General features: G+C 74.0%; 12 protein-coding genes and 2 pseudogenes. 9 read left to right on the top strand and 5 right to left on the bottom strand.

Annotated elements, in window-relative coordinates; all coding sequences use genetic code 11:
- Positions 1–12: 12 nt before the first annotated feature.
- Together purB and mug are read left to right on the top strand one after the other, a co-directional pair.
- Complete coding sequence (gene purB, locus ABD339_RS18945) at positions 13–1,452, top strand: adenylosuccinate lyase (protein WP_344567556.1); 1,440 nt, start codon at positions 13–15, stop codon at positions 1,450–1,452.
- Between the two features lie 47 nt (positions 1,453–1,499).
- Positions 1,500–2,037, top strand: a pseudogene (gene mug / locus ABD339_RS18940) (G/U mismatch-specific DNA glycosylase).
- A gap of 18 nt (positions 2,038–2,055) precedes the next feature.
- On the opposite strand, the gene ABD339_RS18935 reads toward mug, so the two are convergent.
- Positions 2,056–2,505 carry a hypothetical protein gene (locus ABD339_RS18935; RefSeq protein ID WP_344567555.1) on the bottom strand — a complete coding sequence of 150 codons (450 nt, stop codon included), beginning with the start codon at positions 2,503–2,505 and terminating at the stop codon, positions 2,056–2,058.
- 340 nt (positions 2,506–2,845) lie between these two features.
- On the opposite strand from ABD339_RS18935, the gene ABD339_RS18930 reads away from it, so the two are divergent.
- The 5 genes from ABD339_RS18930 to ABD339_RS18910 all read left to right on the top strand — a co-directional run bounded on the left by ABD339_RS18930 (position 2,846) and on the right by ABD339_RS18910 (position 6,393).
- Positions 2,846–3,337 carry a hypothetical protein gene (locus ABD339_RS18930; RefSeq protein ID WP_344567554.1) on the top strand — a complete coding sequence of 164 codons (492 nt, stop codon included), beginning with the start codon at positions 2,846–2,848 and terminating at the stop codon, positions 3,335–3,337.
- Positions 3,338–3,594: 257 nt separating this feature from the next.
- Positions 3,595–4,764, top strand: coding sequence for an ROK family protein (locus ABD339_RS18925; RefSeq protein ID WP_344567553.1), 1,170 nt, complete (start codon positions 3,595–3,597; stop codon positions 4,762–4,764).
- A gap of 159 nt (positions 4,765–4,923) precedes the next feature.
- Complete coding sequence (locus ABD339_RS18920; RefSeq protein ID WP_344567552.1) at positions 4,924–5,103, top strand: ribbon-helix-helix domain-containing protein; 180 nt, start codon at positions 4,924–4,926, stop codon at positions 5,101–5,103.
- A 1-nt stretch (position 5,104) separates the two neighbouring features.
- Positions 5,105–5,539: a VOC family protein gene (locus tag ABD339_RS18915; RefSeq protein WP_344567551.1), complete on the top strand. Its 435-nt coding sequence runs from the start codon at positions 5,105–5,107 to the stop codon at positions 5,537–5,539.
- Positions 5,536–6,393 carry a class I SAM-dependent methyltransferase gene (locus ABD339_RS18910; protein WP_344567550.1) on the top strand — a complete coding sequence of 286 codons (858 nt, stop codon included), beginning with the start codon at positions 5,536–5,538 and terminating at the stop codon, positions 6,391–6,393. Before ABD339_RS18915 ends, ABD339_RS18910 begins: the two co-directional genes overlap by 4 nt.
- A 143-nt stretch (positions 6,394–6,536) precedes the next feature.
- Here the strand turns inward: ABD339_RS18910 and ABD339_RS18905 are convergent, their stop codons facing one another.
- Positions 6,537–7,292, bottom strand: a complete 756-nt coding sequence (locus ABD339_RS18905) for a GntR family transcriptional regulator (protein WP_344567549.1) — start codon at positions 7,290–7,292, stop codon at positions 6,537–6,539.
- Positions 7,293–7,485: 193 nt separating this feature from the next.
- On the opposite strand from ABD339_RS18905, the gene ABD339_RS18900 reads away from it, so the two are divergent.
- Positions 7,486–8,259 (top strand): SDR family oxidoreductase, encoded by a 774-nt coding sequence (locus ABD339_RS18900; RefSeq protein ID WP_344567548.1) that lies wholly within the window; start codon positions 7,486–7,488, stop codon positions 8,257–8,259.
- A 41-nt stretch (positions 8,260–8,300) separates the two neighbouring features.
- Here the strand turns inward: ABD339_RS18900 and sigJ are convergent, their stop codons facing one another.
- Together sigJ and ABD339_RS18890 are read right to left on the bottom strand one after the other, a co-directional pair.
- The gene (sigJ, locus tag ABD339_RS18895) at positions 8,301–9,221 is read right to left on the bottom strand and encodes an RNA polymerase sigma factor SigJ (protein ID WP_344567547.1); all 921 of its coding nucleotides are present in this window, start codon (positions 9,219–9,221) and stop codon (positions 8,301–8,303) included.
- A gap of 120 nt (positions 9,222–9,341) precedes the next feature.
- Positions 9,342–9,524, bottom strand: a complete 183-nt coding sequence (locus ABD339_RS18890) for a hypothetical protein (RefSeq protein WP_344567735.1) — start codon at positions 9,522–9,524, stop codon at positions 9,342–9,344.
- Between ABD339_RS18890 and ABD339_RS18885 the strand changes: the two are divergent.
- Positions 9,477–10,269 (top strand): annotated as a pseudogene (locus tag ABD339_RS18885) (alpha/beta fold hydrolase). The gene ABD339_RS18890 and the pseudogene ABD339_RS18885 sit on opposite strands and share 48 nt — an antisense overlap.
- Before the next feature lie 107 nt (positions 10,270–10,376).
- Here ABD339_RS18885 and ABD339_RS18880 read toward each other — a convergent pair.
- Positions 10,377–13,679, bottom strand: coding sequence for a hypothetical protein (locus tag ABD339_RS18880; protein ID WP_344567546.1), 3,303 nt, complete (start codon positions 13,677–13,679; stop codon positions 10,377–10,379).
- Positions 13,680–13,994 lie beyond the last annotated feature (315 nt).

Raw genomic sequence — 13,994 nt, 5'->3', positions numbered from 1 at the left:
GACTCGGGCGGCGTGACTGACAAGCCGCGTATCCCGAACGTCCTGGCGTCCCGCTACGCCTCCCCCGAACTGGTCCGTATCTGGTCTCCCGAGTCGAAGATCGTGCTGGAGCGGCGGCTGTGGCTCGCCGTACTGAAAGCGCAGCGGGACCTGGGCATCGCGGTGCCCGACGAGGCGGTGGCCGACTACGAGCGCGTGGCCGAGGACGTGGACCTGTCCTCGATCGCGGAGCGCGAGAAGGTCACCCGGCACGATGTGAAGGCCCGCATCGAGGAATTCAACGCGCTGGCCGGACACGAGCACGTGCACAAGGGAATGACCTCCCGGGACCTGACGGAGAACGTCGAGCAGCTGCAGATCCGGCTGTCCCTGGAGCTGGCCCGCGATCGCACGGTCGCGCTGCTGGTGCGGCTGGGCAAGCTGGCGGGCGAGCACGCCGAGTTGGTGATGGCGGGCCGTTCGCACAATGTCGCGGCGCAGGCCACCACCCTCGGCAAGCGCTTCGCGACCGGCGCCGACGAGCTGCTGGTCGCCTTCGCCCGGCTGGAGGAGCTGCTGCGCCGCTATCCGCTGCGCGGCGTCAAGGGTCCGGTCGGCACGGCGCAGGACATGCTGGACCTGCTGGGCGGCGGGCCCCAGGGCGCGGAGAAGCTCGCCGACCTGGAGCGCAGGGTCGCCGAACACCTCGGCTTCGGCCAGGTGTTCACCTCCGTGGGCCAGGTCTACCCGCGCTCGCTGGACCACGAGGTCCTCGGGGCCCTGGTGCAGCTGGGCGGGGCGCCCGCGTCGCTGGCCAAGACGATCCGGCTGATGGCCGGGCAGGAGCTGGTGACCGAGGGGTTCAAGGAGGGCCAGGTCGGCTCCTCCGCGATGCCGCACAAGATGAACACCCGCTCCTGCGAGCGGGTCAACGGGCTGATGGTGATCCTGCGCGGCTACGCCTCGATGGCCTCCGAGCTGGCGGGCGACCAGTGGAACGAGGGCGATGTGTCCTGCTCGGTGGTGCGCCGGGTCGCGCTGCCGGACGCGTTCTTCGCCTTCGACGGGATGCTGGAGACGTTCTTGACGGTGCTGGACGAGTTCGGCGCCTTCCCCGCCGTGGTCTCCCGCGAGCTGGACCGCTATCTGCCGTTCCTGGCCACGACGAAGGTCTTGATGGCCGCCGTGCGGGCCGGGGTGGGCCGCGAGACGGCGCACGAGACGATCAAGGAGCACGCGGTGGCCTCGGCGCTGGCCATGCGCCAGGGCGCTGAGCACAACGAACTGCTGGACCGGCTGGCCGCCGATATCCGCATCCCGCTGGACCGGGAGGCGCTGGGCGCGCTGATGGACGACCGGCTGTCCTTCACCGGCGCCGCCGCGGCGCAGACGGCCGAGGTCGTGGCGCGCGTCGAGGAGGTCGCCAAGACCCATCCGAAGGCCGCGGCGTACGCGCCGGGGGCGATCCTCTGACGCGGCGCTTCACCGGGGAGGAACTGGCGGCGGCGCGCGACCGGCTGGTGCCGGACGTGGCGGCCCCGGGGCTGCGGGTCCTGTTCTGCGGCATCAACCCGGGGCTCCTTTCCGCCGCCGGCGGCCACCACTTCGCCCGGCCGGGCAACAGTCCCCCAGACTTCGTCCGGGAGGTGCCCCAGGCCCGCGCTGCACGCCTCCGGCTTCACTCCCCGCAAGCCGGCGCCCGAGGAGGAGCGGGAGCTGCTGTCCTACGGACTGGGCATCACCAACGTCGTCGCACGGGCCACGGCGCGCGCTGATGAGCTGTCGCCCGGGGAGTTCACCGAGGGCGGCCGGCTGCTGGAGGAAAAGGTGGCGCGGCTGCGTCCGAGGCGGCTCGCGGTGCTGGGGATCACGGCCTACCGGGCGGCATTCGGCGAGCGGAAGGCGGCGGTGGGCCCGCAGGAGCGGCTGATAGGCGGCTTCCGGGTGTGGCTGCTGCCCAACCCCAGCGGGCTCAACGCGCACTTTCCGCCGCCCCGGCTGGCCGAGGAGTTCGCCCGGCTGCGGGAGGCCGTCTCGGACGCGGAGCAACAGGAGTGAGCGGGCCCTGCGGTGCCGTCACAGCCCCGCCCCCGAGACGCCCCCCGGGCGGGATCCGGACGAGGGTGACCAGGGCCAGGGCCTGCCCTCCTCCCCTGCTCCGGCGAGCAGTTGCAGCGGTCCGCCCTCTCCCCAGCGGGCCACGCCTATGCCCGTCCAGCGGCCTTGGACGCTCCAGACGCTCAGTTCGGCGACATGCCCGCACAAGGCACGCTCCGGCTCCGGCACTTCGCGGCCCTCGGCCGTGGCGACCAGGTGCCCGGTGAGGTCCACCGTCTCCGCCGGGCCCCAGCGCCGGGACAGCAGCGCGGCGAGCGCTTCGTACTCGGCCTGGAATTCCCGCTCGGTCCCCAGCACGTCGGCCGCGTCGTCGTCGGGGCCGGTATGGCTCGTGCGTAATTCCGCGACGCCCGGCCCGGACTGTGCGCGCAGGCGGTCGAGAGCGGCGAGGTGGTGCGTGAGGAACATGCCACCAGTCAACCTCCCAGCACTGACAGCGGGTTGGCGCGGGGGCCCGCCGGTGTGACTTAGCGCCGTAGTTGGCGAGTCTGAGCGCCGTAGTTGGCGGGCAGGGCAGCGCCAGGACCATGGCCCTGCTCTGGATTCGGGCGAAATCGGCAATCGCGTGTTTCGTGAGCGCTGTGCTGGGTGCATGGGGCCGTCAGTCAGTACCTGCGAGGTCGAGCAGCGGCTGTTGGCTGGCGGTACACCGTGGTCACCGGAGGGGCGGTGCTTCTCGGCCGACGCGAAAGCATCGGTTGGCGACTCGGGTGGGAACCGGCGGCCTCCGGGCCGCGTTTTTCTGGGCGTGACGGAATCGCCCGGCCTCTCCCGCCCTGACAACTGCGCGAGCTTCGACGGCGACGAAGAGTCCCTGCGGCCTGGTCCACTATGGCGCCATGCCTTGTGGGCGGCGGGCCTCACCATCCTCGGGGTCGGCCTGGGCTGGGCAGACGCGTCGTACCGTTTCGGCCCCGACGAGTACGGGATGCCGCTCGCCGTTTCGGGGCAGGTGCGGCTGTACCTGGTGGCCTGGAGCGTGACCGGTCTGACGGCGGCAGCCGCGCTGCGGGCTGTCGCCGCCAGGGTTCCGCTCATCGGGCCGGATGTGCTCGTACTCATACTCACCTTCATGGGCACCCGGCTCTCACTGGGCTTTCGGCCGGAGCCGCCGGTGCTGGGTGCCTCGGCCGCAGCCGCACTGACGGCAGTGTTCATATGGTGCGCCCTTGCGCTGCGCCGCGGCTTTCGTGGCTACCGCGGGCGGCGAGCTACTTCTGGCGGGCGAGGGGGCGGGTAAGCAGGGGATCCGCACACCCGACCGTCGGCGAAGCTCCAGGTCAGCTAATTTCGTCGGTTGGCCAGGCCGAAGCCGCACCCGCACGCCCGCCAAGTACAACGCTCAGGACCCGCCAACTGAAGCGCTCACTCGCCGACTACGGCGCTCACTCACAGCCGGGCGGTCGCGACGGCTGCCGGGCCTGCCCCTGAAGGACACTCGCCGTGATCGCCGGGAGCGGTTACGATCCGCCCACGCGATACGGAGGGAGGCGGACGTTGGGGAGGCTCACCGGAAGGGACCCGTCCTTGCTGCGGCGGATCAATTCCACGGTCGTGCTGCGGACGTTGCGCGGTTCCGCCACCTCCTCGCCGCTGACCTTGACCGAGTTGGTGCACGCCACCGAGCTGTCCCGGCCGACGGTCGAGGGTGTGGTCGAGGGACTCATCGAATCGGGCCTGGTCGCCGAGGCGGAGGACGAGCCCGCGCACATACGCGGCTCGGCCCGGCGGGGCCGCCCGGCCAGGCGCTTCCGCTTCCGCGCCGAGGCGGGCCACCTGCTGGGCGTGGAGATCGGCCCGCACCGGGTGGCCGCCGTGCTCTCGGATCTGACGGGCCGTATCACGGGGTCGGTGGCGCGGGAGGTCCAGGAGACGGCCACGGCCGAGGAGCGGCTGGACCGGGCCCGGGGGACGGTGGCCGAGCTGCTGCGCAGGACCGATGTCGCCCGGGACGCGCTGCGCGCGGTCGGCGTGGGCACACCGGGCATCGTGGAGGCCGACGGGACGGTGCGGCTGGGTACCGCGCTGCCGGGCTGGACGGGGCTGCCGCTGGGCGAACGGCTGCGGCGCTCGTTCCGCTGCCCGGTACTGGTGGAGAACGACGCCAACGCCGGGGTCCTGGCCGAGCACTGGAAAGGCGCGGCGCGCGGCGTGGACGATGTGGTCATGGTGCTGGCCGGGCTGAGCCCCGGCGCCGGTTCGCTGATCGGCGGGCGGCTGCACCGCGGGTTCGGCGGGGCCGCCGGGGAGATCGGGGCGCTGCATCTGCTGGGCCGGGAGGCGACCCCGGAGCGGCTGCTCTCGACGACGGATGAGCCCCTGCACCCGCTCGACGAGGCCGCCGTGGCCCGGGTGTTCGCGCAGGCCAAGGGCGGCGACGAGCGGGCACGGCGGGCGATGGACCGCTTCGTGGCCCGCTTGGTGCACGATGTGGCCGCGCTCGTGCTGGCACTGGACCCGGAACTGCTGGTCGTGGGCGGCTGGGCCTCGGGCCTGGACGGAGTCCTCGACCCGCTGCGCGGCGAACTGGAGCGCTACTGCCTGCGCCCGCCGAGGGTCGCGCTCTCCCTGCTGGGCGATACGGCGGTGGCGACGGGCGCGCTGCGGCTGGCCCTGGACCATGTGGAGGGCGAGCTGTTCACCGTCGAGACCGCCGCCGCGGTCTGAGCCACCGCTCCCGCGATCCGCCTGCCGCCTGCCGCCTGCCGCCCAGGACTACGGGTGGCCGCGTCGCTCCGGTCCTGCTCCGGCCTCTCCTGTCCGCGGAAAGCGGTAGCCGCCCCGCCGCCCAGCCACCTAGTTTCCTAGGATGCTAGCATCGCCCAGGTGAGCGACGAGGGAGTCAAGCAGTTCAACGTGTACCTGCCGATAGCACTGATCAAGCAGGTCAAGTTCCGCGCCATCGAGTCGGGCATGTCACTGTCGGCGCTGGTCGCCGACGCGTTGCGCGCCTACCTCGACGCCCCCGAGAGGGAAGAGCAGCCGCCGACGGAGAAGGAGAGCTGAGATGACGACCGAGGGAATCGAGGCCGTGTTCCTGGAAACCCACAACTGGGGGAAAGCGGCGAAGTTCTTCCAGTCACTGGGGTTCGAACTGGAGTTCACCACCGACCACAATTCCGGCCAACTGCGCAACGGCGACGGCCCGTACGTCTTCATCGCCGAGGTCCCCGAGGACCGGAAGCCCGGGATGCAGCTGGCGTTGAAGGCGCCGGACGCGGAGGCGTTCGACCCCGGTTCCGGCGTCGAGGTGGTCAGCCCGTTCGAGGAGACTCATTACGGGACGAGGGAGATGACCGTCCGCGACCCCGACGGGCGCCTGTGGAGCCTTCAGGCGCCACCGGCCGCCGAACGCGAACGCGAACGCGAAGGCGAAGGCGAAGGCGGAGGCGAAGGCGGAGGCGAAGGCGGAGGCGAAGGCGAAGGCGAGGAGCGATCATGACGGAGCGAGCGGCCGGCGCGCCGGACAGTACCGCGATGCGGGTGGCCCTCTGGCGGGCGATGCACGTCCGGGTCGATCCGCCACCGCATGTGCTGGCGGACGAGGTCGGGCTGCGGCTGGCAGGCCCGGACGATGACTGGCACAGCCGCCCCGACATGGACCCGCAGGCCACCAGCGGCTTCCGGGCGGCCGTCGTAGCGCGCGCCCGCTGTGTCGAGGACCTGGTCGTCGAGCAGGCCCGGCACGGCGTCGCCCAGTACGTCGTCCTGGGGTCCGGACTCGACACCTTCGCCCAGCACAGACCGGAGGTCGCCGCCCGGCTGCGGATCTTCGAGATCGACCGGCCCGGCCACCAGTCCTGGAAGCGCCAACGGCTGATCGAGCTCGGCTACGGCGTCCCCGACGGGCTGCGCCTGGTGCCCGTCGACTTCGAGGCGGGCGACTCCTGGCTGGAGCCGCTGACCGACGCCGGCTTCGATCCCGGGCGACCGGCGGTCTTCGCCTCCAGCGGCGTCAGCATGTACCTCACCAAGGAGACCACCGCCGCCACTTTGCGCCGCATCGCCGGGCTGGCCGCCGGCTCCACCCTCGCCATGACCTTCCTGCTGCCGGCCGAACGTGTCGAGGACGCCGACCGCCCGGGGCTGCGCGACAGCGAGGAGGGGGCACGCTCGTCGGGAACGCCGTTCATCAGCTTCTACACCCCGGAGGAGATGCTGGCGCTGGCCCGCGAGGCCGGCTTCCAGGACGCCCGGCACGTGCCGGGCAGCGCCTTGGCCGACCGCTACTTCGCGGCCCGCGCCGATGGTCTGCGCCCGTCGAGCGGAGAGGACCTGCTGCTGGCCACCACCTGATCTCCCCCACGCCGCGCGGCAGTCCGGCGCGGGACCGGGGCCGAGGGCCGGGCCCCGCACCCGCGCACGACGGCACCTGCCCGGACGTGCAGGTGCCGTTCAGCCGTCGAAGGTCAGGCGGCCGACAAAGTCTGCGGGCGGCTTCAGCCCGCGAGCAGCGGGGCCGCGTCCGAGTCGCTGAAGGACAGCCGGCAGGTGTCGGCCCGGAAGGTGGAGACCGCCACCGCCGAGGTGCCGCTGTCGATGAGGTAGCGGGTGGTGACGACGAGCACGGGGGCACCGGGCAGCCGGTCCAGCCGGCGGGCGTCCTCGGCGCGGGCCGAGCCCAGCTCGACCGTGCGGTCCTGGCCGGCCAGCGGCATCCGGTGCAGCTCGCGGAGGACGGCGCGGGCGCGCGCGGCTCCCGTGGCGCTGTGTCCGTCCTGTTCGGCGGGGGGCGGGCAGACGACGTGGGCGGGGATGTAGAGCACCTCGGTGGCCACGGGCTGGCCGCTGGTCGTGCGACTGCGGCGCAGGGCGTGGACGGCGTCGCCGCCCGTGTCCAGCAGCCGGGCGACCGGCGCCGGCGGCACTGTTTCCTCGTGGTCCTCGGTGTGCCAGGCGTCGCCGGGCGCGCCGGGCCATACGTACGGGCCGCCTTCGGGGCCGACACCGACGCCGACCCTGGGCGGGGCCACCGTGGTGCCCACGCCGCGGCGGCGCTGGAGACGGCCCTCCAGCTCCAGCTGTTCGAGGGCCTGGCGGAGCGTGGCGCGGGCGACTCCGAAGCGGGCCGCCAGCTCGCGCTCGTTCGGAAGGATCTCGCCGACCGCGAACTCGGAGTCGAGCGCGTCGGACAGCACGGTCTTCAGGTGCCAGTACTTCGGCTCCGGCACCGTCTCCAGTCGCGTGGTCCCCACCCTTGCCTCCGCAATCCCCGTTCGCCCAGCGGGCGGTGTTTATGTGTGCTTGTTTTTTAAAGGTCCTTGCGTATGCCTCCCCGACGATAGGGCGGCCCCCACCCTTGGTCAAGACCAATCGGGCGGCCCCGCACCCTTGCCGGGCGGCGGTCGCACTGTAATGATCGATCATCGATCAAAACTGGAGGATCCTATGCCCCGTCCTGTCACTCCCTCCACCCGGCAGCGCGTCACCGTCATCACCGGCGGAAGCCGTGGCATCGGCGCGGCCACCGCGCTGCGGCTCGCGCGGGACGGCCACCGGGTGGGCATCTGCTACGAGCAGGACGCGGTCGCGGCGCGGCGCACGGCGGACGCGGTGCGCGAGGCGGGCGCCGAAGCGGTGACCGTGCGCGCGGACACCAGCGACGAACAGTCGGTCGACCGGCTCTTCGACACGGTCCGGGACGCGTTCGGCCCCCTCACGGGCCTGGTCAACAACGCGGGCGTCTCCGGGCCGCTCGGCCGCTTCACCGAGACCTCCCCTCACGTGATGCGGCGCGTGGTGGACGTCAATGTGGTGGGCACGCTGCTGTGTGCCCGGCGCGCCCTGCGGGAGATGTCAACGGTGCACGGCGGGCTCGGCGGCTCCATCGTGAACATCTCCTCCGCCGCCGCCACCTTGGGCTCTCCCGGCGAGTACGTGCACTACGCCGCGTCCAAGGCCGCCGTCGATGCCATGACGGTGGGGCTGGCCAAGGAGTTCACCGGAGAGGGTGTGCGCGTCAACTGTGTCCAGCCCGGTTCCGTGCTGACCGGGATGCACGCGCGGATGGGGGACCCGGACCGGGCATGGAAGAAGGCGGAGATCACCCCGGCCCGGCGCCCCGGCGAGCCGGAGGAGATCGCCGACGCGGTGGCCTGGCTGCTCTCGGACGAGGCGTCCTACACCTCCGGCGCGGTATTGCGGGTCACCGGCGGGCTCTGAGGCCGCGGAGCCGCCGGGGGCCGTTCCCCCGTGGCGCGGGTTCAGTCTCCCTCGGAGGCGAGATGGGCCAGCTTGTCCGGGTTCCGGATCAGGTAGAGGGACTGGATGCGCCCCTCGGCCACCTCGGCGGCGAAGAGCGTGTCGGGCGCGCCGCCGAAGGTGATCAGCAGCGCCGGGCCGCCGTTCAGCTCCAGGAAGCGGAAGCCGAAGGCGGCGTCCCGGGCCTGGGGGGCGATCGCGGCCAGGAAGCGGGCCACCTTGTCCGCGCCCAGGATGGTGCGGCGAGGCGCCTTGGCCTTGCCCGCGCTGTCCGAGAGCAGGCGGGCATCCGGTGCCAGCAAGGAGAGCAGCCCTTCCAGGTCGCCCTCGACCGACGCCTTCAAGAAGCGCTCCGTCAGGTCCCGCTGGAGTTTGGGGTCCACCTCGAAGCGGGTCCTGCGCTCCTCCACGTGACGCCGCGCGCGCGACGCCATCTGCCGTACGGCGGGCTCGCCGCGCTCCAGCGTCTCCGCGATCTGGGCATAGGGGAAGCCGAATGCCTCGCGCAGCACGAACACCGCGCGCTCCAGCGGCGAGAGGGACTCCAGGACCACCATCACGGCCAGCGACACCGACTCGGCGAGCACCGCGCGCTCCGCGCCGTCCCGCTCGTCCCGCGCCGCGGACGGCGCCAAGTCGGTGACCAGGGGTTCGGGCAGCCAGGTGCCGACGTACGTCTCCCGCCGCGATCGCAGTTGGCGCAGCCGGTCGATGGCCAGGCGGGTGGTGACGCGTACCAGGTAGCCGCGCGGTTCGCGCACCTGCCCGCGGTCGGCCGCCGACCAGCGCAGCCACGCTTCTTGCACCACGTCCTCGGCATCGGCCACGCGGCCGAGCATCCGGTAGGCCACGCCGAGGAGCACCGTCCGGTGCTCCTCGAAGACCTCGGTCGCATCTGAATTCGGGCCGCCATCCGCGCTCACGCCGCCATGATGCCAGCCGGCGTCGAAGGTGGCCGCAGCAGCCTTCTCTCCGGGGCAGGCTTGCTGACATGGTGTCAACGAGCCCTGGGAGCGGGCATTCGCGCGCAGTCCGTGATCCGGCTACGCGCAGTCCCCGCCACCGCGCCGACCGGAACCGCAGGAGCCGCCATGTCCGCCGTCTTCACCCCGCAGGCGCCCGTGCCCGTCTCCACCGCCGTCGTCCGCGTCGAGCCGCCCGACCGGCCCGCCTTCGACGTGGCGTACGAGCGTCGCGGGAGCGGCGAGCCGATGCTGCTGCTGCACGGCATAGGACACCACTGGCAGGCGTGGGAGCCGGTGTTGACGGTGCTGTCCGCGCGGTACGAACGTCATCGCTGTGGACCTGCCCGGCTTCGGCGCCTCGCCCGCGCTGCCCGAGGGAGTGTCCTACGGGATCCGGAGCGTGGTGCCGCTGCTGGCGGAGGTCTGCGCGGCGCTGGGGGTCGAGCGACCGCACGTGGCCGGCAACTCGCTCGGCGGGCTGCTGGCGCTGGAGATGGGACTGCACGGGTACGCGCGTTCGGTCACCGCTCTCTCCCCCGCCGGGTTCTGGAGCAGCGCCGAGCGCCGCTACTCCTTCGCCGTACTGCGGGCCATGCGCCTGGGAGCGCGGGCGCTGCCCTCCTCCGCCCTCCGGCTGCTGTCGCACACCGCGGCCGGGCGGGCCGCGCTGACCAGCACCATCTACGCGCGTCCTGAGCGTCGTTCCCCGGCCGCCGTGGTCGCCGAGACCCGGGCGCCGGCACGGGCCGCGGGATTCGCCCCGGTACTGGCCGAGGGGCAGCGGCCGGGCTCGGAGTTCCGCGAGGACATCACGCGCGTGCCGGTGACCATCGGCTGGGGCGACCGCGACCGGCTGCTCTCCCGGAGCCAGGGGGTACGGGCGAAACGGGTCATACCTGGTGCCCGGCTGGTGCGGCTGCATGGCTGCGGGCATGTGCCGATGAACGACGACCCGGCGGCGGTCGCCCGGACAGTCCTGGACACGGCGCGGTCGGCGAGCCTCTGAGGCCGGCGTCCGAGGCGGGCGCCCGGGCGGGCTCGGGCCCCGGGCGAGCACCCCCGGGCACGGGCAACGGGCCGCGGAATGCAGGCCGTTCGCCTCCCGCTGCCCGCTCAGCGCAGGGCGTTCTCGATCCGTAGCTCGATCTGGCCCGCCTCGGCCAGGCGTTCGGCGACGGTGCCGTACGGATCCGGGGTACCGGCCGGATAGGCGGCGCGCACCCGGGTGAGCCGTTCGACGGCCTCCTCGTAGCGGCCCAGATCGGCCTCCAGGCCCGCGGCGCGCAGCTCGGCCCCGGTGGCGTCGTGCAGCCCGGCCTCCCCGCAGGCGCGGAACGCGCCGACGGCCAGATCCACATGGGCCAGGACGCGCGCGGTGTGGGCGTGCTCGGGGTTCTCCGGGGCGTGGTCGTACTCGGCCAGCAACTCGGCCGTCTGGCGGTGGGTGTGACCGGTCTCCAGCCGCAGTTGGAGACGCCGCTGTTCGTCATCCGCCCCCGGCGCTGCGGGCCGGTCCGCGTCGGGCCCGTCGCGCAGTGCGGCCTCGATCTCCCGCTGGGCGGCGTCCATGAGCGCGAGTGACCGCACCGGCGGGCCGCCTGCCTCGGCGGCCAGCCAGGCGCGGGCGTGCAGGGTCCGGACGACTCCGTGGGTGTCCTCCAGAGCGCGCCACAGTTCCTCGGCCCTGGCGTACGCGGCCCGCGCCTCGTCGTATTCGCCGGACCCGCGCAGGGTGTCGGCGGCGAGGTGGGCGATGACGGCATGCCCGTGCGGGTCCTGCCAGGGGTGCGGTGCCCCGGCCGTCCGCCGGAGCAGTCGGGAGGCGGCCAGCAGCTGTCCGGGGCCGCGACAGGTCTGGGTGAGCCAGACGCACGCCTGTACGGTCCCGGGCTCGTCCCCCGCGTCGAACAGGCCGGGGAGCGCGGCTTCGAGGACGGCCGCGGCCTCGTCGGTACGTTCGAGGCCCAGCAGACAGCCGCCGAGCCGCAGTCCGACCCGCGCCCCCTGGGCCGCGCCGTCCGCCTCCGCCCACCACCGGGCGGCATGCCACAGCGCCTCGGCCTCCTCCTCCGGCCGGCCGGCGGCCGCGTACGCCTCCGCGAGGAGGGAGTGCAGGCGGGCGAGGTCGGCGGGCACCCCGGCGGTGCCGGTGCGCTCCGGGTCGGCCAGCGCGGCGTCGAGGACTTCCGCCGCCCGGGTGTGCCTGCCGTTCTCCAGCAGCAGCCTGCCGAGGGCGAGTTCGGGCCCGGTGGCCGCCCAGGGCCGCTCGGCGCGGTGGCAGAGTGCCGCCGCCTCGGTCAGCAGCCGCTCGGCGTGCGCCGGGTCGCCGTACTGCGCGGCCAGGCGCCCCCGGGTCTCGGTGGCCTCGGCGATCCGGGCGAGAACGGCGGGCTCGTCGGCGTCGGGCTCGGCGAAGGCGATGAGACGTTCCAGTTCGGCGTCGAGCGCCTGGGCGTCAAGGGTCTCGGCGCCGAGCGTCTCGGCGTCGATGTCCGACGCGGCGTCCCGCTCCGCACCCGCTGCCCCGCCCCCGTCCCTGCTCGCGCTTCCGTCCCCGCGCTCGCTCTCGCCCGCGCGCCGTGCCGCGCCCAGTTGAGCGGCGCGCAGCCGGGCGCGGGTCAGCAGCACAGCGGTGGCGTGCCGCGTGCTGATCTGGCCCGCGGCGTGCTGGGCCTCGGCCTCGGCGCACAGGGTCTCCGCCTCGGCGAGCAGCGCTCCGGCCCGCCGTCCCGGTTGTTCCTGTGCCGGGCGCGTGTGCCGGGCGGAGCGGGACCGGGCGGGGCCGTGGCCAGGGTCGGGGTCGGGGGCGAAGCTCGACGCCTGGAGGGCCCGGGCCCGGCAGGCGAGGGCTTCGCCGGGCATACCGGCCCCCGCGTAGCGGCCGGCCGCCTCGGTGAAGGCGGCGGCGCCGGCTTCCGGGTCGGTACGGGTCAGCTCCATGGCGCGGTGGTCGAGGAGTTCGGCCTGCTCCCCCTCCGTGAGCCGCACGCCCGTGCGGGCGACGGCCTCGGCCAGCTCCGCCCACACGGCGAGCGCCCCGGGGCGGCCTGCCACGCTCAGCGCGCGGGCCCGGACCAGCAGGGCCCGCGGGTCGCTGTCCCCGGCTTCCGCCGCGGCCCGCTCGCCGGTACGGGGCGCGAGCGGCCCGGTCCCCAGGCCGAGCGGCAGGTGTCCGCTCAGCGGTCCGGCCTCGATGCGGGCCAGCGCCGCCCGGCGGTTGCTCTCGGCCCGGCTCCGCTCGCCTGGGCTCCGCTCCTCCCCCTCGCGACCCTCTTCGCCGTGCTCGTCCCGGGGGTTCTCGTTCCGGAGGTTCTTGCTCCAGATACGCCGGTCGAAGCGCGCGGCCACCGCCAGGGCCTCGCGCGTGGCGTGCTCCCGCAGCGCGGCTGCCGTCCACCGGCGTTCCGGCGGGCCCGGTACGGGCATGGCGCCATGGCCGAGGGCGACGAGCCGGCGCATGAGCACGGCCACGGCGGCCATCCAGTCGCCGTGGCTCGCGGGGTCTTCGGCCGCCTCCCAGCGGTGCGGGTCCTGCTCGGCCAGCAGGCGAAGACCGCGCGGCTCGTTCCCCGTACGGGCACAGAACTCCAGGTGGTGCGCGACGGCGGTCCGTTCGGCCGGGTCCTCCCGCACGGCGGGGTAGCCCGCGAGGTGGTGGCGGCGTGCCTCGTCGGCCCGGCCGAGGCGCAGCAGCGGGAGGAGGGCGGCGGCGAGAAGGGAGGGCCGGCTCCGGCAGTCGTGTTCGCCGCGCAGCACGGGCTCCCACAGGCGCAGTGCCTCCGCGTCCTCGGCGGCGCCGGCCGCGCTCGCCCCCGCCGCCCCCGCCGTCCGGTCCGCCGCCTCCGCCAGGGTCGCGCGGCGCGCGTGGGCCGCGCCCTCCCAGGCCAGCTCGCAGCCCCGGCAGTCGGCGGCCTCGTCCCTCGGTGCGGCGTGCCAGGAGGCGAGCGCGGGCGCGGCGCGTTCCTCATCCCCGAGGCGCACAGCCGCGAGGAACTCGCGTGCGTGTACGGGACGCTGGGACAGGCTCGCGGTGGCGTGGCGCCGGGACAGCTCGGCCAGCAGCTCCGCCACGGCTGCCGCGGGCACATCCGGATCCTCGATGGCGTCCTCGGCGGCCCAGCGCAGTGACCACAGCAGCTCGCGTACGGCTTCCGGGGCGAAGGCGTCCGGCTGCTCGTCCCACAGGCGCAGCGCCCGCCCGACCGGCCCGGCGGTGGTCCGGGCCGGTGTGCCGAAGCGGCGTGCGGCGGCCAACTGGAGCAGCGCCTCGGCCAGGGCCGCCGGATCCGCCGACCGCTCCGCCTCGGCGAGCAGTTCCTCGGCGCGCGCGAGCCGGCCGGGGCCGTGTGCCACTCCGCCCTGGGCCCGTATGTCCTCGCGGATCTGTTCGGGCGATCGGGCGGGAGTGCTGGACATCGGGCCTCCTGGAGGGCGGGCGGACGGACTGGGGACTGGCTGACGGCCGGCTACGGCGACGGCGGGTGCGAGCGCGCGGGCCACGGGGCGCGGCCGGGCCCCGGGTCGTGAACCGGTCGCGCCTTGATTTCGTACGGCTGTCCGTACCCGCTCCGTCCGGCGGCATCCTAGAGGCGGGGCTCCTGGTGACACCATGCGGTCGCTCTGGAACCCTGCTGTCCCGTATGACGTCGCTGTTCACAGTGGATTCGTGTCCATGACACCGGCATTCACCGTGGCTTCGTGTGCACGGCACACAGGCGGGATACAGGTAAC

The organism is Streptomyces axinellae, assembly GCF_039532135.1.
GTDB classification, from domain to species: Bacteria; Actinomycetota; Actinomycetes; order Streptomycetales; family Streptomycetaceae; genus Streptomyces; species Streptomyces axinellae.
The sequence above is the reverse complement of the archived record's forward strand: the minus strand, read 5'-3'. Positions and strand labels throughout refer to the sequence as shown.